General features: G+C 71.1%; 23 protein-coding genes. 11 read left to right on the forward strand and 12 right to left on the reverse strand.

Annotated features, from left to right (window positions below):
• Positions 1-33 precede the first annotated feature (33 nt).
• The 3 genes from G5T42_RS03700 to G5T42_RS03710 all read right to left on the reverse strand — a co-directional run bounded on the left by G5T42_RS03700 (position 34) and on the right by G5T42_RS03710 (position 2,238).
• Positions 34-351, reverse strand: a complete 318-nt coding sequence (locus G5T42_RS03700) for a metalloregulator ArsR/SmtB family transcription factor (RefSeq protein WP_241245944.1) — start codon at positions 349-351, stop codon at positions 34-36.
• A complete protein-coding gene (locus G5T42_RS03705) occupies positions 348-821 on the reverse strand; it encodes an SRPBCC domain-containing protein (RefSeq protein ID WP_241245945.1) in 474 nt (157 codons plus the stop codon). The genes G5T42_RS03700 and G5T42_RS03705 overlap by 4 nt, the downstream gene beginning before the upstream one ends.
• Positions 822-1,047: 226 nt before the next feature.
• Positions 1,048-2,238 (reverse strand): acyl-CoA dehydrogenase family protein, encoded by a 1,191-nt coding sequence (locus G5T42_RS03710; protein ID WP_165125596.1) that lies wholly within the window; start codon positions 2,236-2,238, stop codon positions 1,048-1,050.
• A gap of 80 nt (positions 2,239-2,318) precedes the next feature.
• Between G5T42_RS03710 and G5T42_RS03715 the strand changes: the two genes are divergently transcribed.
• Both G5T42_RS03715 and G5T42_RS03720 read left to right on the forward strand, forming a co-directional pair.
• A complete protein-coding gene (locus G5T42_RS03715; RefSeq protein WP_165125599.1) occupies positions 2,319-3,143 on the forward strand; it encodes a zinc-ribbon domain-containing protein in 825 nt (274 codons plus the stop codon).
• Positions 3,144-3,251: 108 nt separating this feature from the next.
• A complete protein-coding gene (locus G5T42_RS03720) occupies positions 3,252-4,196 on the forward strand; it encodes an AraC family transcriptional regulator (RefSeq protein ID WP_241245946.1) in 945 nt (314 codons plus the stop codon).
• 38 nt (positions 4,197-4,234) lie between these two features.
• On the opposite strand, the gene G5T42_RS03725 is transcribed toward G5T42_RS03720, so the two are convergent.
• Positions 4,235-4,978, reverse strand: coding sequence for a sulfite exporter TauE/SafE family protein (locus G5T42_RS03725; RefSeq protein WP_165125602.1), 744 nt, complete (start codon positions 4,976-4,978; stop codon positions 4,235-4,237).
• A gap of 58 nt (positions 4,979-5,036) precedes the next feature.
• Complete coding sequence (locus tag G5T42_RS03730) at positions 5,037-7,238, reverse strand: PEP/pyruvate-binding domain-containing protein (RefSeq protein WP_165125605.1); 2,202 nt, start codon at positions 7,236-7,238, stop codon at positions 5,037-5,039.
• Between the two features lie 228 nt (positions 7,239-7,466).
• Here G5T42_RS03730 and G5T42_RS03735 point away from each other — a divergent pair, with 228 nt between their 5' ends.
• From G5T42_RS03735 to G5T42_RS03745, 3 genes are read left to right on the forward strand one after another with little or no spacing between them, the layout of a single operon-like run.
• Positions 7,467-8,717: a tyrosinase family protein gene (locus tag G5T42_RS03735; protein WP_165125608.1), complete on the forward strand. Its 1,251-nt coding sequence runs from the start codon at positions 7,467-7,469 to the stop codon at positions 8,715-8,717.
• A complete protein-coding gene (locus tag G5T42_RS03740) occupies positions 8,714-9,613 on the forward strand; it encodes a HEAT repeat domain-containing protein (protein ID WP_165125611.1) in 900 nt (299 codons plus the stop codon). The genes G5T42_RS03735 and G5T42_RS03740 overlap by 4 nt, the downstream gene beginning before the upstream one ends.
• A gap of 3 nt (positions 9,614-9,616) precedes the next feature.
• Complete coding sequence (locus G5T42_RS03745) at positions 9,617-10,558, forward strand: SCO family protein (protein ID WP_165125614.1); 942 nt, start codon at positions 9,617-9,619, stop codon at positions 10,556-10,558.
• Positions 10,559-10,566: 8 nt separating this feature from the next.
• On the opposite strand, the gene G5T42_RS03750 is transcribed toward G5T42_RS03745, so the two are convergent.
• The 4 genes from G5T42_RS03750 to efeU all read right to left on the reverse strand — a co-directional run bounded on the left by G5T42_RS03750 (position 10,567) and on the right by efeU (position 14,602).
• Complete coding sequence (locus G5T42_RS03750; protein WP_165125617.1) at positions 10,567-11,004, reverse strand: cupin domain-containing protein; 438 nt, start codon at positions 11,002-11,004, stop codon at positions 10,567-10,569.
• 73 nt (positions 11,005-11,077) lie between these two features.
• Positions 11,078-12,403, reverse strand: a complete 1,326-nt coding sequence (gene efeB, locus G5T42_RS03755; protein WP_165125620.1) for an iron uptake transporter deferrochelatase/peroxidase subunit — start codon at positions 12,401-12,403, stop codon at positions 11,078-11,080.
• A 1-nt stretch (position 12,404) separates the two neighbouring features.
• Complete coding sequence (gene efeO / locus G5T42_RS03760) at positions 12,405-13,634, reverse strand: iron uptake system protein EfeO (protein WP_165125623.1); 1,230 nt, start codon at positions 13,632-13,634, stop codon at positions 12,405-12,407.
• Positions 13,631-14,602: an iron uptake transporter permease EfeU gene (gene efeU / locus G5T42_RS03765; protein ID WP_165125626.1), complete on the reverse strand. Its 972-nt coding sequence runs from the start codon at positions 14,600-14,602 to the stop codon at positions 13,631-13,633. Before efeU ends, efeO begins: the two co-directional genes overlap by 4 nt.
• 194 nt (positions 14,603-14,796) lie before the next feature.
• Between efeU and G5T42_RS03770 the strand changes: the two genes are divergently transcribed.
• The 5 genes from G5T42_RS03770 to G5T42_RS03790 all read left to right on the forward strand — a co-directional run bounded on the left by G5T42_RS03770 (position 14,797) and on the right by G5T42_RS03790 (position 20,812).
• The gene (locus G5T42_RS03770; RefSeq protein ID WP_206535704.1) at positions 14,797-15,441 is read left to right on the forward strand and encodes a TetR/AcrR family transcriptional regulator; all 645 of its coding nucleotides are present in this window, start codon (positions 14,797-14,799) and stop codon (positions 15,439-15,441) included.
• Positions 15,438-17,108 carry an MDR family MFS transporter gene (locus tag G5T42_RS03775; protein WP_165125632.1) on the forward strand — a complete coding sequence of 557 codons (1,671 nt, stop codon included), beginning with the start codon at positions 15,438-15,440 and terminating at the stop codon, positions 17,106-17,108. The genes G5T42_RS03770 and G5T42_RS03775 overlap by 4 nt, the downstream gene beginning before the upstream one ends.
• A gap of 118 nt (positions 17,109-17,226) precedes the next feature.
• Positions 17,227-17,895 (forward strand): GAP family protein, encoded by a 669-nt coding sequence (locus tag G5T42_RS03780; protein ID WP_165125635.1) that lies wholly within the window; start codon positions 17,227-17,229, stop codon positions 17,893-17,895.
• A 95-nt stretch (positions 17,896-17,990) separates the two neighbouring features.
• Positions 17,991-20,357 carry a molybdopterin oxidoreductase family protein gene (locus G5T42_RS03785; RefSeq protein WP_165125638.1) on the forward strand — a complete coding sequence of 789 codons (2,367 nt, stop codon included), beginning with the start codon at positions 17,991-17,993 and terminating at the stop codon, positions 20,355-20,357.
• Positions 20,354-20,812 carry a hypothetical protein gene (locus G5T42_RS03790; protein WP_165125641.1) on the forward strand — a complete coding sequence of 153 codons (459 nt, stop codon included), beginning with the start codon at positions 20,354-20,356 and terminating at the stop codon, positions 20,810-20,812. The genes G5T42_RS03785 and G5T42_RS03790 overlap by 4 nt, the downstream gene beginning before the upstream one ends.
• 69 nt (positions 20,813-20,881) lie before the next feature.
• On the opposite strand, the gene G5T42_RS03795 is transcribed toward G5T42_RS03790, so the two are convergent.
• Together G5T42_RS03795 and msuE are read right to left on the reverse strand one after the other, a co-directional pair.
• On the reverse strand, positions 20,882-21,052 hold the full coding sequence (locus G5T42_RS03795; RefSeq protein ID WP_165125644.1) for a CsbD family protein: 171 nt from the start codon (positions 21,050-21,052) through the stop codon (positions 20,882-20,884).
• A gap of 116 nt (positions 21,053-21,168) precedes the next feature.
• A complete protein-coding gene (gene msuE / locus G5T42_RS03800) occupies positions 21,169-21,795 on the reverse strand; it encodes an FMN reductase (RefSeq protein WP_241245947.1) in 627 nt (208 codons plus the stop codon).
• Between the two features lie 163 nt (positions 21,796-21,958).
• Here msuE and G5T42_RS03805 point away from each other — a divergent pair, with 163 nt between their 5' ends.
• Positions 21,959-22,972 (forward strand): NADPH:quinone reductase, encoded by a 1,014-nt coding sequence (locus tag G5T42_RS03805; RefSeq protein WP_165125647.1) that lies wholly within the window; start codon positions 21,959-21,961, stop codon positions 22,970-22,972.
• Between the two features lie 9 nt (positions 22,973-22,981).
• Here G5T42_RS03805 and G5T42_RS03810 read toward each other — a convergent pair whose 3' ends face one another.
• A complete protein-coding gene (locus G5T42_RS03810; protein WP_165125650.1) occupies positions 22,982-24,016 on the reverse strand; it encodes a LacI family DNA-binding transcriptional regulator in 1,035 nt (344 codons plus the stop codon).
• Between the last annotated feature and the right edge of the window lie 13 nt (positions 24,017-24,029).

The raw sequence follows: 24,029 nt of genomic DNA on the forward strand, positions 1-24,029 counted from the left end.
GCGCGACGGCCCGGCCGCGCGGCGACGGGGGGGCTAGAGCGACTCGGCGATGCGCTTGATCGCCGCGAGGCGGCGGTCCCACTCCGCGCCGATGGCGTCGAGGCGCTGGGCGGTCGCGGTGAGAGCCGCGCCGATGACCCGGTACCGCACCTCTCGCCCGACGCGGAAGGACTCGACGAGGCCGACCTCTTCGAGCACGGCCAGGTGCTTCGCGATGGCCTGGCGGGTCACGGGGAGGCGCCCGGCGAGGGCGGATGCCGAGGCATCCCCCTCACCGAGCGCCGTCAGGATGCTCCACCGGGTCTCGTCTCCGAGTGCGGCGAACATCGGAACGAGGGTCTCGGACGTCACGCGCCGCCCTCGAGGAGTGCGACGAGCTTGTCGAGCTCGTCGTTCCAGCCGACGCTGTGCGCGCGGAGGTTGGATGCCGGGTCCGACGTGTTCTCGAACCCCGACTCGACGACCGTGAGCTGCGTCCCGCCGTCGGCGGGCTCAAGAGTGAAGGTGAAGACGGTCGAGCGGGCGTCGTCAAGCTCGGCCGGCGGCGTGCCGAGCGCGTCGTCGTTGCCCCACCGGTAGGTGACGGAGCGCTCGGGGTCCAAGGCCTCGATCCGCAGCGGGACGGCGCCGTAGTCCGGGAAGGTCAGCGTCCCTCGGGCGCCGACGCCGCTGCCCTCGAACCGCGCCTGGCCGAACCATTGCGAGATGTGCTCGGGCGCCGTGACGGCCGACCACACCTTCTCGACGGGCGCGGCGACGTGGATCGTCCGGCGGACGGTGAACCGGTCCTCGTCGACGACGGAGACGGGATTGGCGGTCATGCTCATGATGATGGTTCCTCTCGGAGATCTATGCAACCCTTGCGTTGCAGTTTGTAGCAACCCCAGAGTTGCACATCGATCAGCTAAAAGCAACCCTAGGGTTGCATGTGCCTGGCAGGTCTTCGCCGCAGCGTCGGAGAAAGCCGCATCGTCGGAGCCGGGCCCGGCGCGCCGGTCCGACATTGTGGCGATCTCCGACATTGTGGCGGCGACCGCCGGCGCTGGGTCAGCCGCGGAAGGCGGGGATGCCGGTGATGTGCTGCCCGAGCACCAGCGTGTGCACCTCGTCGGTGCCCTCGTAGGTCCGTACCGACTCGAGGTTGTTGGCATGGCGCAGCGGAGAGTGGTCGAGGGTGATGCCGTTGCCGCCGAGGACGGCGCGGGCCTCGCGGGCGATCTCGATCGCGATGCGGGTGTTGTTGAGCTTCGCCGCCGAGATCATGTGCGGCTCGAGCGCCCCGGCATCCTTCCTCCGCCCGAGATGCAGCGCGAGCAGCTGCGCCTTCTGGATCTCGAGCGCCCAGTCGACGAGCTTCTGCTGCGTCAGCTGGAAGCCGGCGAGCGGACGGCCGAACTGCTGTCGCTCGAGGGCATAGGCGAGGGTCTCGTCGAAGCAGTCGCGCGCTGCGCCGACGGCTCCCCACGCGATGCCGTAGCGGGCCTCGTTGAGGCACGAGAACGGCCCCTTGAGACCGATGGCACCCGGCAGCACCGCGGTCTCGGGCAGCCGCACATCGCAGAGCTCGATGTCGCACTGGATCGAGGCGCGCATCGAGAGCTTCTGCCCGATCGGCGTCGCCCTGAAGCCGGGAGTCGAGGTCGGCACCACGAATCCCCGAACGCCCTCGTCCGCGCGGGCCCAGATGATCGCGACGTCGGCGATCGACGCGAGGCCGATCCAGCGCTTGGCGCCCTCGAGCACCCACTCGCCGCCCTCCAGGCGCGCCGTGGTGCGCATGCTCGCCGGGTCCGAGCCCGCGGTCGGCTCGGTGAGGCCGAAGCATCCGATCGCCTCGCCGCGCGCCATCCGCGGAAGCCACTCCTGGCGCTGCTCCTCCGACCCGTGACGGCGGATCGCGGTCATCGCGAGCGAACCCTGCACCGAGACGAAGGTCCGGATGCCGGAATCCCCCGCTTCCAGCTCCTGCATCGCGAGCCCGTACTCGACGGCCGATCGCCCGGCGCAGCCGTAGCCGTCGAGGTGCATCCCCAGAAGACCCAGCTCCGCGATCTCGGGCACGATCTCGACGGGGAAGGTCGCCGTCTCGAACCATTCCGCGATGCGGGGACGGATGCTGCGGCCCACGAACTCACGGACGGTGTCGCGCACGGCGCGCTCGGCCGCCGAGAACTCGTCGTCGAGATCCAGCAGGTCGCTGGCGGAGCGGAAGTGGGGATCGATGGTGCTGCCGGTCACGGGAACTCCTTCGTCGACGTGCACTGACGAGTGTGCATCACCGGGCGCCGATGTGGGTGGTCCCGGGTACTGTGCCCGGCATGGCGGAGCGGGTCGAGGCGTGGTGGGCGCGGCGTCAGTTCTCGCGCGGCGTCGAGGTGCCGTACGAGATCGGCACCTACCGCGAGGCGTGGGCGCCGTACCCGATGCTCATCCGGCAGTACCATCCCGACCTCAACGCCGGGATCACGCTGACCCAGATCCCACCCGCTGCCGACGTGCTGCTCCTGTGGCAGTGCGAGGCGGGGCACCTGTTCGCCGCGACGCCGAGCGAGCAGCGCTCACGACCCGGCGCCGAGCGCCGGCGGTCGGCCTGGTGCCCGGAGTGCGCGACTCTTGCGAAGCCTCAGCGGGTGCGTCCCGCAGGTCAGACGCGCACGAAACGCCCCCGGCCGACGCGGCCGCTGTGCGAGAAGACGCCCGCTCTTCCGGTCGGAGAGCCGTTCGTGAGCGAGTGCGCGCCCAAGCCGGCGTCGGCCGTCGAGGCGAGGCTGCGGGCAGACCTGTTCGCCCGGCTCGGCGTGACGCCCGGGTTCAACGCCGTGCGCGTCAGCCGCCCCTTCTTCAGCCATCTCGAGGTGTGGCCCGACCTCGTGCTCCCCGAGCTGCGGATCGCGGTCGAATACGACAGCACCGGCAAGTTCGGCCTCGAGCACGTCGGCGCCCGAGAGGATTCCGACCGCCGCAAGGACCGGCTGCTGCGCTCGGCGGGATGGGAGGTCGTGAGGATCCGCACCGGGAAGCTCGAGAAGCTCGGACCCCACGACCTGCAGCTCTCCGGCCTCGGCAAGAAGGGCGTCGAGCGGCTCATCGACGCCTTCCGCGACATCCGCGGACCGTTGTTCGTCGACGCCTACCTCCGCTAGATGGGAACGCGATGCGTCCCCTCCTGCCATAGGTATATGACAATGGATACTTCCCGCAACGCCGACCTCGCCCAGGCGTGACGTTTCCGCACCTGGCAGGAGGACCCCGTGAGTCAAGTGCTCACGCTGCAGTCGCGCGACGGCCAGGCCGTCGAAGAGACCTGGCGACAGTTCGTCCCGTCGGCCAAGCTGCATCAGGTCGACCCGCGCACCTTCGAGTTCGACTGGACGTCGATCGCGCTCGACGACTTCTCGCTCGTCCGCTACGAACTCGCCGCCTCCGTGCAGTCCGCGATCGAGCCGAGCGACGAGATCATGGCGTGCCGCGTCGCCGTGCGCGACGGCTGGGTGCGCACACCCACCCGCGAGCTGAACGCCCGCCAGCCGTGGCTGAGCATCGACGGCCCGACGACCGCCCGGTGGAACGGGCGGGCGCAGGTGCGCGCGTTCGTCTTCGCCCGGGATCACGCCGAGCGCTTCGCGAGGAAGGTGACGGGAGACGACCGGCTCGTCCTCAAGATGACGGATGCCTCGCCCCGCGCGGCGGCTCTCGCCGAGCAGTGGGAGCGGACCTTTCAGCACGTGTCGTCGTCCCTGCTGTCGATGGCCGCGACCGGCTTCTCGGAGCCGCTCGTCGAAGCCGAGCTGCGGCGGCACGCCCTGCGCACGACGCTGGCGGTCTTCCCCACGACCTTCCTCGACGCCCTCGACCGGGCGGCGCAGCATCAGGCCGCCCCGCGCACCGTGCGGCGGGCGATCGCGCACATCGAGCAGCACGCGCGCGAGCCGATCACCGTCGACGACATCGCCGCCGCCGTGAGCATCTCGACGCGCGGGCTGCAGTACGCCTTCAAGCGCGCGCTGGACTTGACCCCGACGGAGTACCTGCGTCGAGTACGGCTCGACGGCGCGCATGCCGAATTGAAGGCGGATGTCGCGGCATCCGTCACCGACATCGCCCGCCGCTGGGGCTTCGCCGGTCCCTCGAAGTTCGCGCGGTACTACCGCCAGGCATACGGCCGGAACCCGCGCGACACCGTGCGCATGGGCTGAGCCGGCCGCGACGAAGCGCCCGGGCCCGACGGCGCGGATCAGAACAACAGGTAGACGGCGGCGACGATCGTGAGGATGTAGACCACGCGCTCGAAGACGGCCTGATTCATGCGGTCGGCGAGCAGTCGTCCGATGAGGGCGCCGACGACGACGGCGGGCACGAGCACGAGGTCGATGAGCAGCGTGTGCGTGTTGAGCAGTCCCAGGCCGATCGCGAACGGCAGCTTGGCGATGTTGACGATGGCGAAGAACCACGCCGCGGTCCCGAGGAACGCCTTGACCTCGAAGCGGGAGGCGAGGAAGTACATCGACATGACGGGGCCGCCGGCGTTCGCGACCATCGTCGTGAAGCCGCCGAGGGTGCCGTAGCCGATGGATGCCGCGCGCCCGCCCGCGACGAGAGCCGCCGACCTCTCCGTGCGCCGCCGCAGCCAGAAGGTGAAGGCGACGACGATCAGCAGGATGACGCCGATCGTGCGCCGCACCCAGTCGTCGTCCGCGAGGGCGAGGAACACCGCTCCGACCACGAGCCCCGCGATGACGGCGGGGGCCAGGCGCACGAGCGTCTTCCAGTCGGCGTGCCGGCGGTACATGAGGAGGGCGAAGGCGTCTCCGACGATGAGCAGCACGAGGAGCGTGGCGGTGGAGGTGCGCGCCGGCAGGACTGCCGCGAAGAGGGCGACGGCGAGCGTCGCGCCGCCGGGAAGCGCCGTCTTGGACAGGCCGACGACCAGCGCGCCGAGCGCCAGCAGGCACCAGAGGAACGGGGTGAGCTCGACCATCTAGGCGCGGCGGGCTCGGGTCGGCATGCGTTCCAGGCTAGCGGCGGCGCCGCCTCGGTCAGCGTCCGCCGAACTCGCGCACCTGCTTGCACACGACGTGCCCGCTCTCGAGGATCTTCAGCTCGAGGTCGAGCGAGGTCTTCTTGTCGGTCGCTCCTGCGACCTCCGAGCACCAGCGGTAATAGCCGGGCGTCGCGGCGCAGTAGGCGCGCTCGACCCGCTTCGCGATGTCGATGAGGTCGAGCATCCGGTCGCGCGGGAGGACGGCATCCGTCCTCTCGGCGGTGTCACGGGCGGGCTTGGCGAAGCGCGTGATCGTGAGGCTGATGGGCTCGTCGTCGGAGTAGAACCCGGCGACGGTGACCTCCGAATATGTACCGGGATCGGGGTTCGTCACGAGGTTGTTCCCCAGCTGCACCGAAAGGGAGTAGCCGTAGACGTCCTGCGTGTTGAGCACCCGGGTGACGATCACGGTGTTCGCGGCGACCTCGGAGTCCGTGTCGTAAGCCGGCACGATCGCGAGGCCCATCGCGACGGTCGTCTGGTCGATGCGGGCGAACGACCGCTCCTCGACCGCGCGCTTGTTCCACAGGCTCGCGTAGACGCCCTTGATCGCGCACCCGACGGACTTCGGCTTCACCTTGCGCTTCACCTCCCCGTCGTCGGCGTCGTCGTCGACCTCGACCAGGCAGGGCCCGATCGGCCGGTCGCGCTTCGTGGTGTCGGCGGAATAGCTGTCGTGCAGACCGGCGCCGTCGAAGTCCGGCACGTCCTCGGCGTTGGCACTCGAGCGCACCTTGACCTTCTTGACGCCGGGCAGCACCTCGTCGAGCTTCGCGCGGACGGCTTCCAGCGCGCCCGGTGGGAACGACGCCGCCATGATGCCGTCTTGGATCTCCTCGGTACGCCGAGCACGATCGCGGGGCGAGAGCAGCCCGGCCTGCTCGTCGGCGACGAATGCGTCGATCAGCGCGCGGACGTCGGTGTTCGGCGGGTGCTCGATGAAGTCGCGGTACGCCTGCAGCGGCACCGCGAAGCCCCGAGGGACGAGGTCGTACCCGCGCGCCTCGCTGGGCGAGCCGGCGTCGCCGACCCGGCCGAGCACGGCGCGATGGGCGAGGAAGCCCAGGTTCGCGGCCTTCGATCCGTAGCGGGCGGAGTGGGCGCGTGTCTGCCGCGCCGTGCCGGCGGCGAGCTCGTCGTAGGAGCGGATGACGGTCTCGGCCTCCCACTGCAGCCGCAGCAGCGGCCGCTGCATCCGCTCGGCGAGCTTGGCGGCGATCACGTCGTCGGTGGTCGGCTCGAGGGTGAAGTCGTCGCTGCCCACGACGAGGTGCACGGGCTGGCCGGCGAAGGGGGCGAGGCGCGGGTGGTCGGGCGACGCGTCGCGGAAGACGGCGTTCGGCGTCCGGCGCTCCTTGGACTTGAGGTTGACGTGCGAGTTGGTGTCCTGCACGGCCCGCGTCAGCACGCCGGCCACGACAGACAGGTCGAGGGGCAGTTCGTCGAAGACGGGGATGTCGGTCGCGGCAAGATCGTCGCCGTCGGTGGGGAAGATGCGGAGGTGGCCCCAGGCCTCGCCTGCGTTGAGCGGGAGGTAGCGGATGCCGCCGAGGATCCGATCGATCGACAGGTCGTCGACCCCGAGCGCCGCGAGCTGCGGGCCCACGGTGGCGGTCGTCTGCTGGGAACCCGTCGAGACGAAGGCGAACCGCGCGCCGGCGATGCCGATCTGCGTCTTCACGAGCCCCACGGCCTCGACGACGAGCTCCTCGCGGATGACGTCCTGCGGATAGAACTGCACTCCGTAGACGGGATCGGATGCCCCGTCCAGGGCGTACGTGCGGACCGTGCCGGCGATGTAGCGCTTGTCGTTCGTGAAGTACGTCGCGGTGTTGAAGTCGCCGAGCGACTCCGGCACCCCGAACGTCTCGACGCCGAAGTAGTAGTGCGACTGGGCGGACGTCGGCACGCGTCCGTCGCGGGTGAAGTTGCCGTTGACGAATCGCACGACGGGGGCGTCGGCATCCCGACGGTCGACGAGGAATCGCGCCGCCCGCCCGTTGGCGACGAGGTCGCTCGCCGGCGTCGAGACCGACTCGAACGCGTCGGCGGAGTCGAGGCGCTCGATCGCGAGCGGGAGGGCCCTCAGCCTGGATTCGGGTGGGACGAAGGGACGCGGGGCGTCGCGCCGGCGCGGCAGGAACGTCTCATCGGTCAGCGCGGCGGCGGACCGTTCGCGCGGCAGGAATCCCGTCATGACGTGCCCCTCTCGGGCGCGGCAGCCCCCGATGCGCGCCTGGTCCGATGCAACCGCGACGCGCGTCCGCGGTCAACATCCGCGCACGACTTCGGGTGAGCGCCCGCACGGCGAGTCCCGCTTCGGCCGCCCGACGACACGCGTCGGCGCGCACGAGCACTCTCCTCTCGACCCGCGGACGCGGCAGGGCTAGCCTGATCGCGGGGAGACGGGCGTGGTGGGGTGGCCATGAGCGTGACTGTGACGTTTCCGCGGTACGACGACCGCGGCCGGGCCTTCGTGACGTGGCGGCCCGTCGAGGTCAAGATCGCCGTCAAGCCGCCGCAGGCGGGAGCCGCGCTGAACGTGCGGGTCTCGGCGCGGAGCGCCGCGGGCGGCGGCCGACTCGCCTTCGCCACATCGCTGACGCATGCGGGCGCGGCATCCGTCGATCTGAGCCTCCCCGCGAGCGGCTCGGCCGTCTCGGTCTGGGTCGGCGGAGCGTTCCCCGCGGCGAGCGCGGCCTTCGGCGACGTGACCGTCGAGGTGCGGGACCGCACGTCGAACGCGCTCCTCGCGAGCCACCCGACGATGGTGCGCGTCCGCAAGAACGCCGACCGCCTGACGACGGCCGAGCGCGACCGGTTCCTCCGCGCGATGGCGGTGCTCAACGGAGCGGGCAACGGACGGTTCCGCGACTTCCGCGACATGCACGTCTCGGGGCCGCCGGATCGCGAGGCGCACGGCGGCACCGGCTTCCTGCCGTGGCACCGCATCTACCTGCTCGACCTCGAGCGCGAGCTGCAGGCCATCGACGGCGAGGTGTCGCTGCCGTACTGGCGCTTCGACCAGGCGGCGCCGAACGTCTTCACCCGGCAGTTCATGGGGGTCTCGGGGCCGCAGGACCGGGTGCAGTTCACGCCGACGAATCCGCTCCGCGGGTGGGTCGCCGGTGCGCTGCCCGGAGTCGAGCGCGGTCCGGGGGTCGGCCCGCAGACGGTTCCGCTCGTGCGCACCGAGCAGCAGACCCTCGCGCTCGGCGGCTCGCCGGTCGCCGACTTCACCCCGTTCGCGTCGATGCAGGGCAATCCCCACGGGCGCGCGCACATGGCGCACCTGAGCGGCGTCATCACCGACCCCGGCACCGCGCCGCAGGATCCCCTCTTCTTCCTCCTGCACTGCAACGTCGACCGCCTGTGGGCGAAGTGGCAGTGGGCGTTCCGGCGCCACGATCCGGGCGCGGCCCGGGCCTACGCGATGAGCGCGACGCTGCCGGGCCACCGCATCGGCGACCGGCTCTGGCCGTGGGGCGGTCCCCTTCAGGCTCCGCGTCCGACGACGGCTCCGGGCGGTCAGCTCAACACCTCGCCGATGACGGATGCCCCTGGCCTGAGCCCGCGCATCCGCGACACGATCGACTACCTCGGCACCGTCGCTCCGGCCCATCTGGGTTTCGCGTACGACGACGTGCCGTTCCAGCTGGTGGGAGCGAACCCGTGAGCGACGACATCGAAGACCTGCGGAAGGCGTACGTTCAGGAGCTGACCGAGGAGCGCCGCGCGCGGCCGAAGCCGCTGAGCGCGCGCCGCGTCGCTGCCGCGCGCAGCCCCGAGATGAGCGACGAGGAGCTCGAGACGATGCTCGTCGACGCCGACACGTTCGAGACGGCGGTGCGCCTGCTGCTCGACATCCTCGCCGACGAAGCGGCGACGAGCGACCAGAAGCTGCGGGCCATCGAGCGGCTCGGCGGAGCAGCGTTCCAGCCGGTGCGCTTCGCGCCGTTCCACGCCGAGTTCGTCGAGCGGCTCCGGGAGCTCGCGGTCTCGGACGACAAGCAGCTCCGCTTCCTCGCGCTCGACCGGCTGACCCTCGACGACGACGAGGTCGGCAAGCAGCTGCTGCGCGAGAGTCTCGAGGGCACGCGCAAGGCGCTCGTTCCCGCCGCGACCGCGACGCGCTTCCTCGCGCGGGACGAGCACGGCGACGCCGCGCCCCTCTTCCGTGAGCTCGCCCGGACGGGGTCCGCCCGGGTGCGAGAGGAGGCCCTCCGCGCCCTCGCCGCCGACCCCGACTCCGTCGGCCTCCTCTCCGAGATCTCCACCGACAAGACCGAGCGGCCGAAGGTGCGGGAGCTCGCCGCCATGAGCCTCAAGGCCGCCTCGCCCGAGGCGTTCGCGGAGGTGGCGCGGGGGCTCGTGATCGACGACGACGAAGACGACGCGCTGCGCACCGCGACGCTCTCGGCTCTCGCCTTCACGCCCGAGGCGGGCGACGCCGTCGCCGGTCCGGCGTTCGACGCGCACCTCGACCGGATCAAGGGCGAGACCTCGTCGCGAGCGCTGCGCACTTCGATCGACCGCTTCACCGAGTCCCGCGCCCCCGAAGGGAACGGCTGACGGATGCCGAGCCCCGTCGACGCCCTCATCGCCGACCTCCTCTCCCGGCCGGTGACCGCCGATCTGCTGCGTCAGGATGCCCCGCACACTGCGGGGCTCTCGGCCGCCGACGCCGAGCGCGTCCGCGCCCACCTGCTCGCCTCGTTCGAGGAACGCGGCATCCCGGGCCTGGCGGCCCGCGCCGTCGTGGCGGAGGAGCTTCGCACGAGCGCGAGCCCCATCGTGCTGGCGGGCGCGGCGCGCGCCGCGCGCAGCCTCGGCTCGGCCGTGGACGAGGAGTGGGCTGCGCTCCTGCGCGACGCCGCCGACCGCCTCGCGACGAACGACGTCTTCGTCCGCTGGCAGGCGGGCACGGTCGCCCCTTCGTGGATGCGCACGGCCCGCGGCGAGCTGCTCGCGACCCTCGAGGAGGTGCGAGCCCAGGCTGCGGCGCCCGTGAAGGGCTCGGGGGACGAGGCATCCGTCACCGCACTCGATGCCGAGGCGCTCGCGCGCGTACCGGTGGAGGACCAGGACGGCCGGACGGCGACGCTGGCCGACGCCCTCACCGGCCGCGAGACGGTGCTCGCCTTCTTCTACACGCGCTGCATGAACCCGGCGAGATGCTCCCTGACGATCACCCGGCTCGCGGCGGCGGCGCGCGCGGAGTCGCCCGCCGAACGCGCCCACCTCGCTGTGACGTACGATCCGGCCTACGACTCCCCCGCCCGCCTGCGTCGCTATGGCGCCGAGCGCGGCTTCCCCTTCGGGGACCGCGCCCGATTCTTGCGGACGACGGATGCCTGGCCCGACGTGAAGGCGATGTTCGGACTGCGCGTCGGCTACGGCCCGGTCACCGTCAACGAGCACGCACGGGAGCTGTTCCTCGTCAAGCGCGATCTCACGGCGCGCGGACTCGATCCGGACTGGCTCGCGAGCGCCGGGGCCGTCCCTTCGGCGGTCTGAGGCCTCCGCTACAGGGTCGGGATGTCGAGGACGCCCGGCTCGTCGGCCCACTCCTGGATGATCCGGTCCGACGCGTGGATGCACAGCACTCGCAGCCGGCCCTCGCCGACGTTCGTGAACCCGTGCCACTGCCCCGGCCGCACGGTCGTCGTGTCGCCCTCCCGAGCGCGGAACACCCGGTCGCCGAGGCGGATCTCGGCCTCGCCGGCGAGCACGAACCACGTCTCGGAGTACGGATGCCGGTGCAGCCCCGGCCCCTGGCCGGGCTCGTTGTCGACGAAGAAGTACGAGATGCCGGCGCCGTGGTCGGCGCCGATGAACATGCGCAGGCGCCCCCGGCCGGTGCGGAGCTCGTCGGCATGGACGAGCGTCCCCGGATCTGACGCCGCCTCGGGGTCGGCCGCGAGCGCGGCGATGAGGGCGAGTGTCTGTTCGGCGGTGTCCATGGCGGCCTCCTCTTCGATGCTTCCGCCAGTATCCACGCGGGCGCCGACAGGGTGCACCTTGACGTCGCCGGCGTCAGGCGAAGAGCTCGGCGCCGACGTACGACCCGGGCGTCGCCCCGCGCGGCACGGCCCACAGCCCCGAGCCGACGTGCCGGACGTACTCCGCCATGCGGTCGGTCGCGAGCGCCTTCTGCAGCGCGATGAACTGCTCGGGGCTGCGCTGGTATGACAGGAAGAAGAGGCCCGCGTCCAAGCGGCCGAGGTCGTTGTTGCCGTCGACGTAGTTGTAGCCGCGGCGGAGGATCCGGTTGCCGCCGTTCAGCGAGGGGTGGACGAGCCGCACGTGGCTGTTCGGGTCGATGCGGGGGGCGCCCGAGGCATCCGTCGCCCGGAAGTCGGGCTCGGCGAACTCGCCGCCGCCCGAGAGCGGGGCCCCTTCGCCCTTGTCACGGCCGACGATCGCGTTCTGCTCCGAGAGCCGGACGCGGTCCCACGTCTCGACGAGCATGGCGATCTTGCGGGCGACGAGGTAAGACCCTCCCGCCATCCACGCGGGATCGTCGGATGCCGCGACCCACACATGATCGTCGAGCGAGGCCGTGTCGGTCGAGAGGATGTTGGCGGTGCCGTCCTTGAAGCCGAAGAGGTTGCGCGGCGTCGACTGATCGGTCGTCGTGCGGGACGTCCGGCCGAAGCCGAGCTGCGACCAGCGCAGGCGCGCACGGCCGAAGGCGATCCGGCTGAGGTTGCGCACGGCGTGCACGGCGACCTGGGGATCGTCGGCGCAGGCCTGGATGCAGAGGTCGCCGCCTGACTTGGCCGGGTCGAGGTCATCGCCGAGGAAGGCCGGAAGCCGCTCGAGCGAGGCGGGGCGCTGCCCGGCGATCCCGTAGCGGTCGGTGCCGTCGAGGTCGAAGAGGGTGGGGCCGAAGCCGAACGTGATGGTCAGGCCGTTCGCCGCCAGGCCGAGCGCCTCTCCCGTGTCGTCGGGCGGCGCCTCGGGCGATCCGCCGACGGCGCCCGTCGCGCTCACGTCGAGGCCCTGGGTCATCCGCGAGGCCGCGTACGTCCAGTCCTGCAGCAGCGACACGAGGTCGTCGCGATCGGTGCGAGCCATCATGTCGAACGACGCGAAGTGCAGGTGGTCCTGCACGGGCGTCGTGATGCCGGCCTGGTGAGCGCCGTAGAAGTCGTAGGCGGATGCCGCGGCATCCGTCCGCTCCGAGCGCGCGACCGCCGCAGCCGTCGTCGCCCCGCCCGCGGCTCCGACCGCCAGGCCCGCCGCTCCCGCACCGAGCGCAAGGCCGAGGAGCCCACGCCGCGAGAGCCCGGACGGGCCGGAGGCGGGAGCGGGGCCGGGCGGGGCCTGGTCCGCGGCGGTCGAGGAGTCCTCAGTCATGTCAGTCCAGCACGGTCACCGTGAGCTGCGAGAGCGGCTCGGCGAGGGCGTTGAGCAGGTCCGTGAGGGCGCGCTTGTCGTCCTCCGAGAGCTCGCGGTAGTTCACGAAGCCCGACGCCAGGCTGCCGTGCTCGGCGAGCGCGGCCTCGAGGTCGCTGTAGCCGCCCTCGATGTGCGCCACGAGCGCCGCACCGTCGTCGCCCTTCGCCTTCGCGAGGTCTTCGACGAGCGAGAACGCCATCTTCGACCCCTCGACGTTCGCGGCGAAGTCCGACAGGTCGGTGCCCGACCACCAGTCCTCCTCGCCCGTGATCTTGCCGGTCGCAACCTCGTCGAGGAGCGCGATCGCACCGTTCGAGAGTCCCGCGACGCCCTGGTCCTCGAGGGTCGACTCGAAGTCCTCGGACTGGACGTAGTCGAAGAGCTCCTGCACATCGGCGATCAGCTGGTCGCCGTACGACGCCCGCTCCTCGGTGGTCGACGGGCCCCAGTCCTGCCACGCGGGCGTCTCGCCGTCGGCGTTGAGCGCATCCTGCGCCGGCACCCAGAGGTCCTTCTCGATGCGGTGGAAGCCCGTCCAGTCGAGGCCCTCGGCGACGGCGTCCACCTCGCGATAGTCGATACGCGGGTCGAGGTCGCCGAGCGCCTCGGCGATCGGCTCGATCCGCTCGTAGTAGGCGCGCACCTGGGGGAACTGCGTGCGGGCGGTCTCGTCGTCGCCCGACTCGTACGCCGTGACGAACTCGTCCACGGCCGGGACGAGCCGGCCGACCTGGTCCTTCACGAAGGCGGCGTAGAGGTCGACCGCCTGCTTCTTCTGCTCGGCGTCGTCGCCCTCAGCCGCGACGCGGTCGCCGGTGACGGTGAAGGCCGCCCGACCGACGCCGTCGCCGACCATGCCCGGCTTGCAGAGGGTGTAGTACTCTCCCGGCTGGGCGACGACGGTGAGCGTGCGCGAAGCACCCGGCGCGATGTTCTCGGCCTCGCCGACGATACGCAGACCGTCCTCGGCGAGGAGGTAGAACTCCGTCACCTGGTCGCCGGCGTTGGTGACGTCGAACGCCAGCGTGCCGCTCGTGGCGGTGGCGGACGAGACGGCGCAGCCGTCGGCGGTCGACGAGACCATGATTGCGTCGGATGCCGCGACATCCGTCTTGGCGACGCACCCGGCCAGCGCCACCGAACCGGCGGCGACGAGGGCGAAGGCGCCGAGAAGGCGGGGGGCGGTCATGCTGCTCCTTGCTGCGTCGACGGCTGGACGGCCGTGGCGAGCGTGGTCGTGGAAGGGCTGGTGGGCGAGGACGTGGTCTCGCGGGCGGGCTTGGGCGACCCCTGGCGGAGGCCCCTCAGCCACACGGCGCCGACGATGACGATGTAGAGGGTCCAGGCGATGACCTGCAGCCAGGTCATCGCCGGCATGAAGCCGACGGTGGCCTGCAGGACGGTCGCGAGGGCGCTGCCCGGCGGGATGGCGCCCGAGACGTCGAAGGCCCAGCCGAACGGGAAGCCGGCGAGCCCGACGGCGACGGCGCCGGTCGCGGGGTCGGTGGGGGCGGCCGCCGTGAACGGACCGGGGAGGACGCCGGCCTCCTGCAGGTCGTGCACGGCGTAGGCGAGCACGCCGGCCGCGACGACGATGAGGAACGCGCCGGTCCAGGTGAAGAAGAGGCGGAGGTTCAGCCGCAGTGCACCCCGGGCGAGGAGCCACCCGAGCACCGCCGCCACGAGGAGGCCGAGGAGCGCCCCGAACAGGGCCTGCGGGGCGTCGCCGAACGACTGCACCATCGACCACAGCAACAGGGTCGTCTCGATGCCCTCGCGCGCGACGGAGACGAAGCCGATGACGACGATCGCCCAGAGGCCGCCGGTCGCGAGAGCGCGGTCGACGCCGCCCTCGAGCGACTTCTTCATCGTGCGCGCGGTGCGCTGCATCCAGAAGATCATCCAGGTCACCATGCCGACGGCGACGAGGGATAGCAGGCCGCCGATGAGCTCCTGCGCCTCGAACGTGAGGGCGTAGGCGCCGAACGTCAGCACGGCGCCGATCGCGAGGGCGAGAGCCACGGCGAGACCCACGCCGGCCCAGAGCCGGGGGAGGACGTCGCGCCGACCGAGGCGCGCGAGGTAGGCGACGAGGATGCCCACGACGAGCGCGGCTTCGAGGCCTTCGCGCAGGCCGATCAGGAAGGTGGCGAGCAAGAGGGGGATCCAGTTTCGAGCGGGGAGTGGGAACGTGCGCTCCGTCGCGCGCAGCGGCCGCCGTTCACTATCCGGCGAGGGAGTGAGGGTAGCCTTACCTTTCCCACGATAGCCGCATCGACCCGCGCCGCCAAAGCGATCGCGTAACGTGGCCTGTTTTGCACTCGGACCACTTCAGTGCAAAAATGCACTACGTGGACGACAGTGCAGATTCTCCGCGGGAGCGGCGACGGGCCGACACGACCCGCGCGCTCATCCGCGCGGCCCGGCACTTCACCGCCGAACGCGGTCTGGGCGGCTTCACGGTCGAGGAGCTGTGCAGCGAGGCCGCCGTCTCGCGGCGCACGTTCTTCAACTACTTCGCGTCGAAGGACGACGCCGTCCTCGGTGTCCCGCTCGAGCGATCGGATGCCGCGGCCATCGCCCGCTTCCTCGCGAACGGCGGCTCGACCCCCGGCCGCATCTCGCCGACCCTGCTGACCGACCTCGCCCTGCTCGCCGAAGAGCGCTGGCGGGCGCTGGACATCGCGCCCGACACGGTGCGCGACCTCTTCGCCGCCGTCGAGAAGGAGCCCCGGCTGCTCGGACGGATGCTCGAGCTCGGCGCCGAGAGCGAGCGCTTCGACGCCCGCCTCATCGAGCAGCGCGAGGGTCTGCAGGACGGCGATCTGCGCGCGCAGGTGGCCGCTCAGGTCGTCGGCGCGCTCGTGCGCTCCGCCGCGGCGGAGTTCCTCCATCGGGAGAACGACAACACCTTCCTCGACATCTTCGAACGTCGCATCGCCGCCGCGCGCGACGTCTTCGCCACTCAACACGACCTGATGGGAACCACACCATGACCGCCACGATCGAGACCCTGCCGGACGGTCACGCACCGTTCCTGCTCACGAAGCGGAGGATCTGGGTCATCTTCTCGGCCCTCATCGCCGGCATGCTGCTCGCGAGCCTCGACCAGACGATCGTCTCGACCGCCATGCCGACCATCGTCGGCGAACTGGGCGGCGTCTCGCACCAGGTCTGGATCACGACGGCCTACATCCTCGCCACGACGATCGTGATGCCGATCTACGGCAAGTTCGGCGACGTGCTGGGGCGGCGTCGGCTCTTCATGATCGCGATCGCGATCTTCACGCTCGCCTCGATCGGCTGCGCCTTCGCGACGGACTTCTGGATGTTCGTGACCTTCCGAGCCATCCAGGGCCTCGGCGGCGGCGGGCTCATGATCCTGTCGCAGGCGATCATCGCCGACATCGTGCCGGCCAACGAGCGCGGCAAGTACCTCGGCCCGCTCGGGGGCATCTTCGGTCTCGCGGCCGTCGCCGGTCCGCTCCTCGGCGGCTTCTTCGTCGACCACCTCTCGTGGCAGTGGGCGTTCTACATCAACATCCCGGTCGGCATCGCGGCCTTCCTCATCGCGGTGTTCGCGCTGCAGCTGCCCAACAAGAGGGCCGAGAAGCCGATCGACTGGCTCGGAGTGCTCTTCCTCTCGGCGGCGACGACGTGCCTCATCTTCTTCACCGACTTCGGCGGCTCGGCCGACTTCGGATGGGACCACGGCGCCACGTGGGCGTGGGGAGCCGGGCTCGTCGCTGCGGCCGGCCTCTTCATCTTCACCGAGTCCCGCGCGGCCGATCCGATCATGCCCCTCTCGATGTTCCGCAACCCGATCTTCGTCAACGCCACCGCGATCGGCATGGCCATCGGCATCGGCATGTTCGCGGCCCTCGGGTTCGTGCCGACGTTCCTGCAGATGTCGTCGGGCACGTCGGCCGCGGCATCCGGTCTCCTGATGCTCCCCATGATGGTCGGCGTCATGGGCACCTCGATCGCCGCGGGTCTGCTCATCACGAAGACCGGCCGGTACAAGTTCTTCCCGATCGCCGGGACGATCATCGTCGGCGTCGCGATGGTGCTCATGACGACCCTCTCGGCGGCGACGCCCGTGTGGCTGATCTGCGTCTACCTCTTCCTCTTCGGTGCGGGCCTCGGCCTCATCATGCAGGTGGTCGTGCTGGTCGTGCAGAACGCCGTCCCGGCGGCCGACATCGGCACGGCGACGTCGACGAACAACTACTTCCGCGAGATGGGCGCCGCGCTCGGCATCGCCGTCTTCGGCACGCTCTTCACGACACGCCTCACCGAGAACCTGACGAAGGTGTTCACCGATGCCGGGGCCACGCCGGATCAGGCGGGTGAGGCGACCTCGACGATCGATCCGTCGGTGCTGTCGACCCTCCCCGACACCGTGCGCGACGGTGTGGTGAACGCCTACGCCGATGCGCTGGCGCCCGTGTTCTGGTACCTCGTCCCCTTCATCGCGGTGGCGCTCATCCTCGCCATCTTCCTCAAGGAGATCCCGCTGTCCGACGTCGCGGGGCTCGTCGCCCGCGGCGAGGCCATCGGCGGCGAGGAGGCCGAGCGGCTCGACGCCGAGCGCCGCGATGCCGAGCGTCGCACCGCCGAGCAGGCGACGGATGCCGAGGCCCGCACGCCCTCGTCACGCTGAGTGGTCGCGCCGTCCTTTCGCGGGGGCGGCGCGACAGCCCGGCGGGAGCGGCATCCAATAGTGTGAAGGCACGCCGCGCCCGCTTCGTGGAGCGGCCCGGTTCGGCCGAGGGGGCGGCATGCATACGGTGCTGCTGCGTCTCGTGCCGATCGCCATCGCGGTCGCCTTCAGCACGGTGCCGATCATGTCGGCGCTCGTCATCCTCCTCTCGCCCTACGGGGCGCGATCGGCGGTCCCGTTCCTGATCGGCTGGGTGTCGGGGATGTTCCTCGTCGCCCTGCTCATGACCGGCCTCTCCCAGTTCCTCCCCTCGTACCGGATCCCCCGGCGCACCGAGCAGCTCATCGGCTGGCTCGAGATCGCGGTCGGTGCGGCGATCATCCTCGCCGGCGCCTGGACGCTCCTTCGTGCGCGCAGACGGGCGCAGGCGACGATCCCCAAGTGGATGCAGTCGATCGAGAAGCTCGGCCCCTGGTCGTCGCTCGGCCTCGGGCTCGTGCTGAACATCCGCCCGAAGGGCCTGCTGCTCGCGATCGCGGCGGGTCTCGCGCTCCGCGCCGACACGCGAACGCCGACCGAGGTGGCCGTGGCGCTCGGCGTCTACACGCTCATCGGCTCGTCGACCGTCGTCATCCCGATCGTGGCGTCCGTCGTCGCGCGCAAAGAGGTGCAGCCGCGCCTTGTCACGGCGCGTGAATGGCTTCTCGGCCACGGCGAAGTGCTGACAGGGGCCATCCTCCTGCTGGTCGGCGTCGTCGTCGTCGTGATCGGCATCCAGCGGCTCTGACACCCCTCGGAAGGCGACGCGCGCATCTCTGCGTCGTCGACGGCCGCTCGTCAAGGGCCTCCCGGATGCGCCCGCGGCGGACCGACCATGGCGGCATGATCCAGCAGGACAGCTCGACGGGGGAAGCGGGCACCGACCGGGTGCGCGACGTCTGGGGCGGACGGACGCCGCACGCTCGCGGCGAGGCGTGGCCGGATCGCCTCGATCTGGCGCTCGCCGAGGGGCTCGCCGAGAGCGATGTGGACACGTGGGTGAAGTCGGCCTGCGTGCTCTGCAGCAACGGGTGCGGATGCGACATCGCCGTCAAGGACGGCCGCATGGTCGGAATCCGCGGGCGGACGGATGACCCGATAAACCGAGGGCGCCTGGGTCCGAAGGGGCTGTTCGCGAGCTGGCAGGGGATGGATGCCAAGGACCGCCTGACGACGCCGCTCATCCGTCGCGGCGCCGAGCTGGTCCCCGCGACGTGGGACGAGGCGATGCAGGCCATCGTCGAGCGCAGCCGCGCGCTCCTCGACGAAGTCGGTCCTCTGAGCCACGGCTTCTACACGAGCGGCCAGCTGTTCCTCGAGGAGTACTACGCGCTCGCGGTGATCGGGAAGGCCGGCATCGGCACCCCGCATATGGACGGCAACACGCGGTTGTGCACCGCGACGGCCGCCGCGGCGCTCAAGGAGACGTTCGGCGCCGATGGGCAGCCCGCCTGCTACGAGGACGTCGAGGAGTGCGACGCGCTCTTCCTTTACGGGCACAACGTCGCCGCGACGCAGACCGTGCTGTGGGCGCGGATCCTCGACCGGCTCGAAGGCCCCGAGCCGCCGCTGCTGGTGGTTGTGGATCCGCGCCGGACGCCCGTCGCCGAGCGCGCGACCGTGCACCTGCCGGTCCGCCCCGGCACCAACCTGGCGCTCATGTACGCGCTCATCCGCGAAGTGCTGCTCCAGGGATGGGCCGACGAGGACTTCATCGCCCAGCACACGATGGGCCTCGACGAGCTCCCCGAGCACATCGCCGAGTGGACGCCGGAGCGCGCGGCGGAGGAGTGCGGGGTCGAGGCATCCGACATCCGCGAAGCAGCTCGGATCTTCGGCACATCCGAGCGCGTCCTGTCGACGGTGCTGCAGGGCTTCTATCAATCGGCGCAGGCCACGGCGTCGTCGTGTCAGGTGAACAACCTGCATCTGCTGCGCGGCATGATCGGGCGGCCCGGGTGCGGCATCCTCCAGATGAACGGCCAGCCGACGGCGCAGAACAACCGCGAGTGCGGCGCGGACGGCGACCTTCCCGGCTTCCGCAACTGGGACAACCCGGAGCATGTCGAGCAGCTCGCGGAGCTGTGGGGCGTGGATCCGCTCGTCATCCCGCACTGGGCCGAGCCGACGCACGCCATGCAGCTCTTCCGATACGTCGAGCAGGGGTCGATCCGCTTCCTCTGGATCTCGGCGACCAATCCGGCCGTGTCGCTCCCTCAGCTCCCCCGCATCCGCGAGCTGCTCGGCACGACCGACGCGTTCATCGTCGTGCAGGACCTCTACCTGACCGAGACCGCCGCGCTCGCCGACGTCGTGCTCCCCGCCGCGGGCTGGGGCGAGAAGACCGGCACCTTCACCAACACGACCCGCACGGTGCATCTCTCCGAGAAGGCAGTCGAACCGCCCGGCGAGGCCCGCGCCGACCTCGACATCTTCCTCGACTACGCCCGCCGCATGGACTTCCGCCGCCTCGACGGCAGCCCCCTCATCCAGTGGCAGGACCCGGAGGACGTCTACCGGGCGTGGCAGGAGTGCTCGCGCGGCCGCCCCTGCGACTACACGGGCATCTCGTACGACGACCTGCGGCGTGAGAGCGGCATCCGCTGGCCGCGGCGGGAGGGCCAGACCGAGAGCATCGACCGCCTGTACGCCGACGCCGAGTTCTCGACGCGGGCCGATTACTGCGAGACCTTCGGCCACGACCTCCTGACGGGGGCAGGCGTCGAGGTCGAGCCGTACAAGGCGGCGCGCCCCGACGGCCGCGCATTCCTCAAATCGGCGAAATACGTCGGCCCGCACGAGCCGCCGGACGACGAATACCCGCTCGGCTTCACGACGGGACGGTCGGTGTACCACTTCCACACGCGCACGAAGACGGGCCGCACGCGTCAGCTCCGGGATGCCGCGCCTTCCGTGTGGGTGGAGCTTTCGCAGACGGATGCCGAAGCCCACGGCATCGCGGACGGCGACGTCGTCGAGGTCAGCTCGCGACGGGGGCGGCTCGTCGCCCCGGCGCGCGTCACCGCGATCCGCCCCGGCGCTGTCTTCGCGCCGTTCCACTACGGGTACTGGGATGCCCCTCCCGGCGCCGAGAAGCGGCGCCCGACGGCCGCCAACGAGCTCACGATCACCGAGTGGGATCCGGTCTCCAAGCAGCCGGTCTTCAAGGCCGCGGCTGTGCGGGTGAAGCGTCTGGGAGGTGCGGAATGAACCTTCCGGTGTACCTGTCGCTGCTCTCGCAGTCGGAGAAGACCCTCGCGGACTCCTTCCGGGTGGTCGCCGAGGCGCATGGCGACGAGCCCGACATCCACTTCCTCTGCATGTCGCTGGCCGACCAGTGCGAAGAGCACCAGGCGAAGCTCCAGCCGGTGATCGAGCGGTACGGCGAGGGATCCGACGACGAGCCCGAGCGTCTGCACGCGGCGGGCGTGGGCGAGGCTCGCACCGGTCCGCTGGGAATGCTCCGCGACCTGCAGGACCTCTACCTGCTCGCCAGCCTGACCGACATCACCTGGATCGCCGTGGAACAGGCGGGGCAGGCGCTGCGCGATCGCGAGCTGCTGGAGGTCGTGTCCGCGTGCGACAAGCAGACGGCCGTCCAGCTGCGCTGGCTGAAGACCCGGATGAAGCACGCGGCACCGCAGGTGCTGATCGCTGCAAGCTGACGCCGCGTCCCGCTCGCCGGGCAAAGAGAATCGCCCTGCGCCGATCGGCGCAGGGCGATTGCTCAGGACTTACTTGAAGGCGTCCTTGACGTTCTCGCCAGCCTGCTTCAGGTTGGCCTTCGTCTGGTCGGCCTGACCCTCAGCCTCGAGGCGCTCGTTGTCCGTAGCGTCGCCGACGGCTTCCTTGGCCTTGCCGCCCGCCTTCTCAGCGGTGTTCTTGATCTTGTCGTCGAGTCCCATGTCGTCTCCTTGATCTCGATCGGTTTGACCGGCTGATTCCACGGTAGGAGTCTGTTCGCCACACGGCCTGGGGTTGCGCGAAGGCTCATCTTGGGGTACCGCGGCGCGGCGACGGCCTACCAGGTGGACACGTACTCCGAGAGGCCCTGCGCGGCCGAGTGCTCGATGAGCGGGAGCCCACGGCTGACCGCCTGGTCGATCCGATCACGCACGGCGCCGTCGCGCAGCACGGGGCCGTCGAAGTCGCTCGTGCTCGCATAGACGCCGAGCGGGAGCGTGAGCGACTGGAAGAAGCCGAACAGCGGACGCAGCTGGTGCTCGATGATGAGCGCGTGCCGCTCGCCGCCTCCCGTTGCGGCGAGGAGCACCGGCTGACCGATGAGGGCGTACTGCTCGACGAAGTCGAACAGGTGCTTGAAGAGCCCGGTGAACGAAGCCCGATAGACGGGACTCGCGACGACCAGCAGATCGGCGGTCTCGATGAGCCGGAGGGCTTCCCGCACGTCCGCGGGAAGCTCCTCACGCGTCAGTGCCCCCGCGAACCGCGGCCCGATCTTGGCGATCTCGATGAGGCGCGTCTCGATCGGCACGTGCTCGGCGACCGTGTCGAGGATGGCGCGGACGAGCGCAGTGGTCTTGCTCGGTTCCTGCAGCGACCCCGAGACGCCGACGACCCGGAGCGGCCGTCGCAGCGGGACGGGGCTGTCGCTGCGGGTGGGGATCAGAGCCGGCGTCGTGGTCATGCACCGACGGTAGGTCGGGGCAGGGCGGCCGCGCCCTGCAGATCGACACACGCCGTCATGCGCGCACACGCCGCGTAATCGTGCGGTGCCGCGCCTCCACCTGTCCGAGCGCCGTTAGCGTGGCGGGAGGCCGTGTCCGGCATCCGCTCCCGAAAGGCACTCCATGAAAGCTGTCACGTACTCCTCCCGCGGCGCCTCCGACGTGCTGACCGTCATCGACCGCGACGAGCCGCACCCGGGCGCCGGCGAGGTGCGCGTGCGGATCCACGTGTCGGCGGTCAATCCGACCGACTGGAAGGCGCGGCGCAGCGGCGGGGCGCTCGACCAGCCGCAGGTCCCCAACCAGGACGGCGCGGGCGTCATCGACGAGGTGGGCGAGGGCGTGGAAGATCTGCGCCCGGGCGACCGCGTCTGGGTGTGGGATGCCGCGTACCGCCGCCCCGACGGAACGGCCCAGGAGCTCGTAGTGCTGCCGCGACGCCAGGTCGTCGTGCTGCCCGAGACCGCGAGCTTCGACCTCGGCGCCTCGCTCGGCATCCCGGCCCTCACAGCCCACCACGCGCTCGCGGCGAGCGCGCAGGGCCCGTCCGAGCTCGCGGCGGGCTCGCTCGCCGGTCGCACGGTCCTCGTCGCGGGAGGCGCCGGTGCCGTCGGGCACGCCGCCATCCAGCTCGCCGTGTGGGCCGGGGCGACCGTCATCGCGACGGTCAGCAGCCCCGAGAAGGGCGCGCTCGCGCGCGCCGCCGGAGCCCACCACGTCGTCGACTACACGGCATCCGATGCCGCCGCCCAGATCTCGGCGCTCGCCCCGCGCGGCGTCGACATCGTCGCCGAGGTCAACGTCGCCGCCAACGCGGCGCTCGATGCGGAGGTCGTGGGCGTGAACGCCGTCGTCGCCTCGTACGCCGATGCCCCTGGCGCTGACGACGTGTCGATCCCGATCCGCCCCAGCATGGCCAAGAACATCCGCTGGCAGTTCCTCTTGACCTACACGATCACCGACGAGCAGAAGGATGCCGCGGTGCGGGCGGTGGCTGCGGCCGTCGCCGACGGAGCCCTCCCCGTCGGCGAGGAGCACGGCCTCCCGATCGCGCGCTACGCGCTCGCCGAGACCGCCCAGGCGCACGACGCCGTGGAGGGCGGCTTCGTCGGCAAGGTCCTCATCGACGTCGTGTGACGCGCCCGCTCAGCCCGCCCCGCCGGAGCGGGGCGCCGCGGTGGACTCGCGGATCACGAACTCCGGCTCGACCCGCTGCCGGTGCGGGACGTCGCGCCGTTCGACCGCGTCGAGCACGGCCCGCATCGCCGCCTCGCCGAGCGCGGCGAAGTCCTGCCTCACCGTCGTGAGCGGCGGCAGGAAGTGTCGCGACTCCGGGCTGTCGTCGTAGCCCACGACGCTCATGTCGTCGGGCACCCGGATGCCGCGGGTCCAGAGCCCGTGCATGAGTCCGAGCGCCATCTGGTCGTTCGACGCGAAGACGGCGGTGACCTCGTCGATGAGGGGATGGCTCGCACCCACCTCGTAGCCGAAATCCGACGACCAGTCGCCGACCAGCAGCTGCGCATCGAGTCCGCGCGCGTCCATCGCGCGCCGCCAGGCGCTCTCGCGCGCGAGCGCGTCGAGCCAGTCCAGCGGACCGGCGAGGTGGAGCACCGACCTGTGGCCCAGCTCGGCGAGGTGGTCGACGACCATCGCCGAGCCGGCGCCCTGATCGACGGCGACCGTGCGGACCGACGCGTCGCCGTCGTAGTCGCCGACCACGATCGTCGGCACGGGGACCGCCCGGCCGCTGAGCGTGCCGAGCGATGAGAGCCGCGGCGCGATCATGCAGATGGCGTCGACCTCGTGCTGAGCGAGCTCCGAGAGCGCCGTCGCAGCCGTCACCTGCTGGTGCCCCGAGATCGAGAAGGCCTCCACCGCGAAGCCGACCTCGCGAGCGGCGCGCTCGATGGCCAGCAGGGTGTTCTTCGGACCGTAGTGCTCCGCGGCATCCACGATCACCCCGATCCGGCGGGACTGCCCGGACGCCAGCGCGCGGGCGGTGGAGCTGGGCTGATACCCGAGCTCGGCGATCGCCTGGAGCACGCGCTCGCGCGTGGCCTCCCGGATGTTCGTCTGCCCGTTGATGACCCGCGACACCGTCATGTGCGAGACACCCGCGCGCGCGGCGACGTCGTAGATGCTCGGGCGCCCACGAGCGCGGGTCGATTCGTCAGGCACGGGTCATTCCTTT

This window comes from Microbacterium sp. 4R-513, from assembly GCF_011046485.1.
Classification (GTDB): domain Bacteria; phylum Actinomycetota; class Actinomycetes; order Actinomycetales; family Microbacteriaceae; genus Microbacterium.

Excerpts from the sequence above, each read along its gene's own strand:
- G5T42_RS03705 (WP_241245945.1), bottom strand. The coding sequence starts at position 821 with ATGACCGCCAATCCCGTCTCCGTCGTCGACGAGGACCGGTTCACCGTC.
- G5T42_RS03715 (WP_165125599.1), top strand. The coding sequence starts at position 2,319 with ATGGCGGAGCGGGTCGAGGCGTGGTGGGCGCGGCGTCAGTTCTCGCGC.
- G5T42_RS03725 (WP_165125602.1), bottom strand. The coding sequence starts at position 4,978 with ATGGTCGAGCTCACCCCGTTCCTCTGGTGCCTGCTGGCGCTCGGCGCG.
- G5T42_RS03730 (WP_165125605.1), bottom strand. The coding sequence starts at position 7,238 with ATGACGGGATTCCTGCCGCGCGAACGGTCCGCCGCCGCGCTGACCGAT.
- G5T42_RS03735 (WP_165125608.1), top strand. The coding sequence starts at position 7,467 with ATGAGCGTGACTGTGACGTTTCCGCGGTACGACGACCGCGGCCGGGCC.
- G5T42_RS03745 (WP_165125614.1), top strand. The coding sequence starts at position 9,617 with ATGCCGAGCCCCGTCGACGCCCTCATCGCCGACCTCCTCTCCCGGCCG.
- G5T42_RS03750 (WP_165125617.1), bottom strand. The coding sequence starts at position 11,004 with ATGGACACCGCCGAACAGACACTCGCCCTCATCGCCGCGCTCGCGGCC.
- efeB (WP_165125620.1), bottom strand. The coding sequence starts at position 12,403 with ATGACTGAGGACTCCTCGACCGCCGCGGACCAGGCCCCGCCCGGCCCC.
- efeO (WP_165125623.1), bottom strand. The coding sequence starts at position 13,634 with ATGACCGCCCCCCGCCTTCTCGGCGCCTTCGCCCTCGTCGCCGCCGGT.
- G5T42_RS03775 (WP_165125632.1), top strand. The coding sequence starts at position 15,438 with ATGACCGCCACGATCGAGACCCTGCCGGACGGTCACGCACCGTTCCTG.
- G5T42_RS03780 (WP_165125635.1), top strand. The coding sequence starts at position 17,227 with ATGCATACGGTGCTGCTGCGTCTCGTGCCGATCGCCATCGCGGTCGCC.
- G5T42_RS03785 (WP_165125638.1), top strand. The coding sequence starts at position 17,991 with ATGATCCAGCAGGACAGCTCGACGGGGGAAGCGGGCACCGACCGGGTG.
- G5T42_RS03790 (WP_165125641.1), top strand. The coding sequence starts at position 20,354 with ATGAACCTTCCGGTGTACCTGTCGCTGCTCTCGCAGTCGGAGAAGACC.
- G5T42_RS03795 (WP_165125644.1), bottom strand. The coding sequence starts at position 21,052 with ATGGGACTCGACGACAAGATCAAGAACACCGCTGAGAAGGCGGGCGGC.
- msuE (WP_241245947.1), bottom strand. The coding sequence starts at position 21,795 with ATGACCACGACGCCGGCTCTGATCCCCACCCGCAGCGACAGCCCCGTC.
- G5T42_RS03805 (WP_165125647.1), top strand. The coding sequence starts at position 21,959 with ATGAAAGCTGTCACGTACTCCTCCCGCGGCGCCTCCGACGTGCTGACC.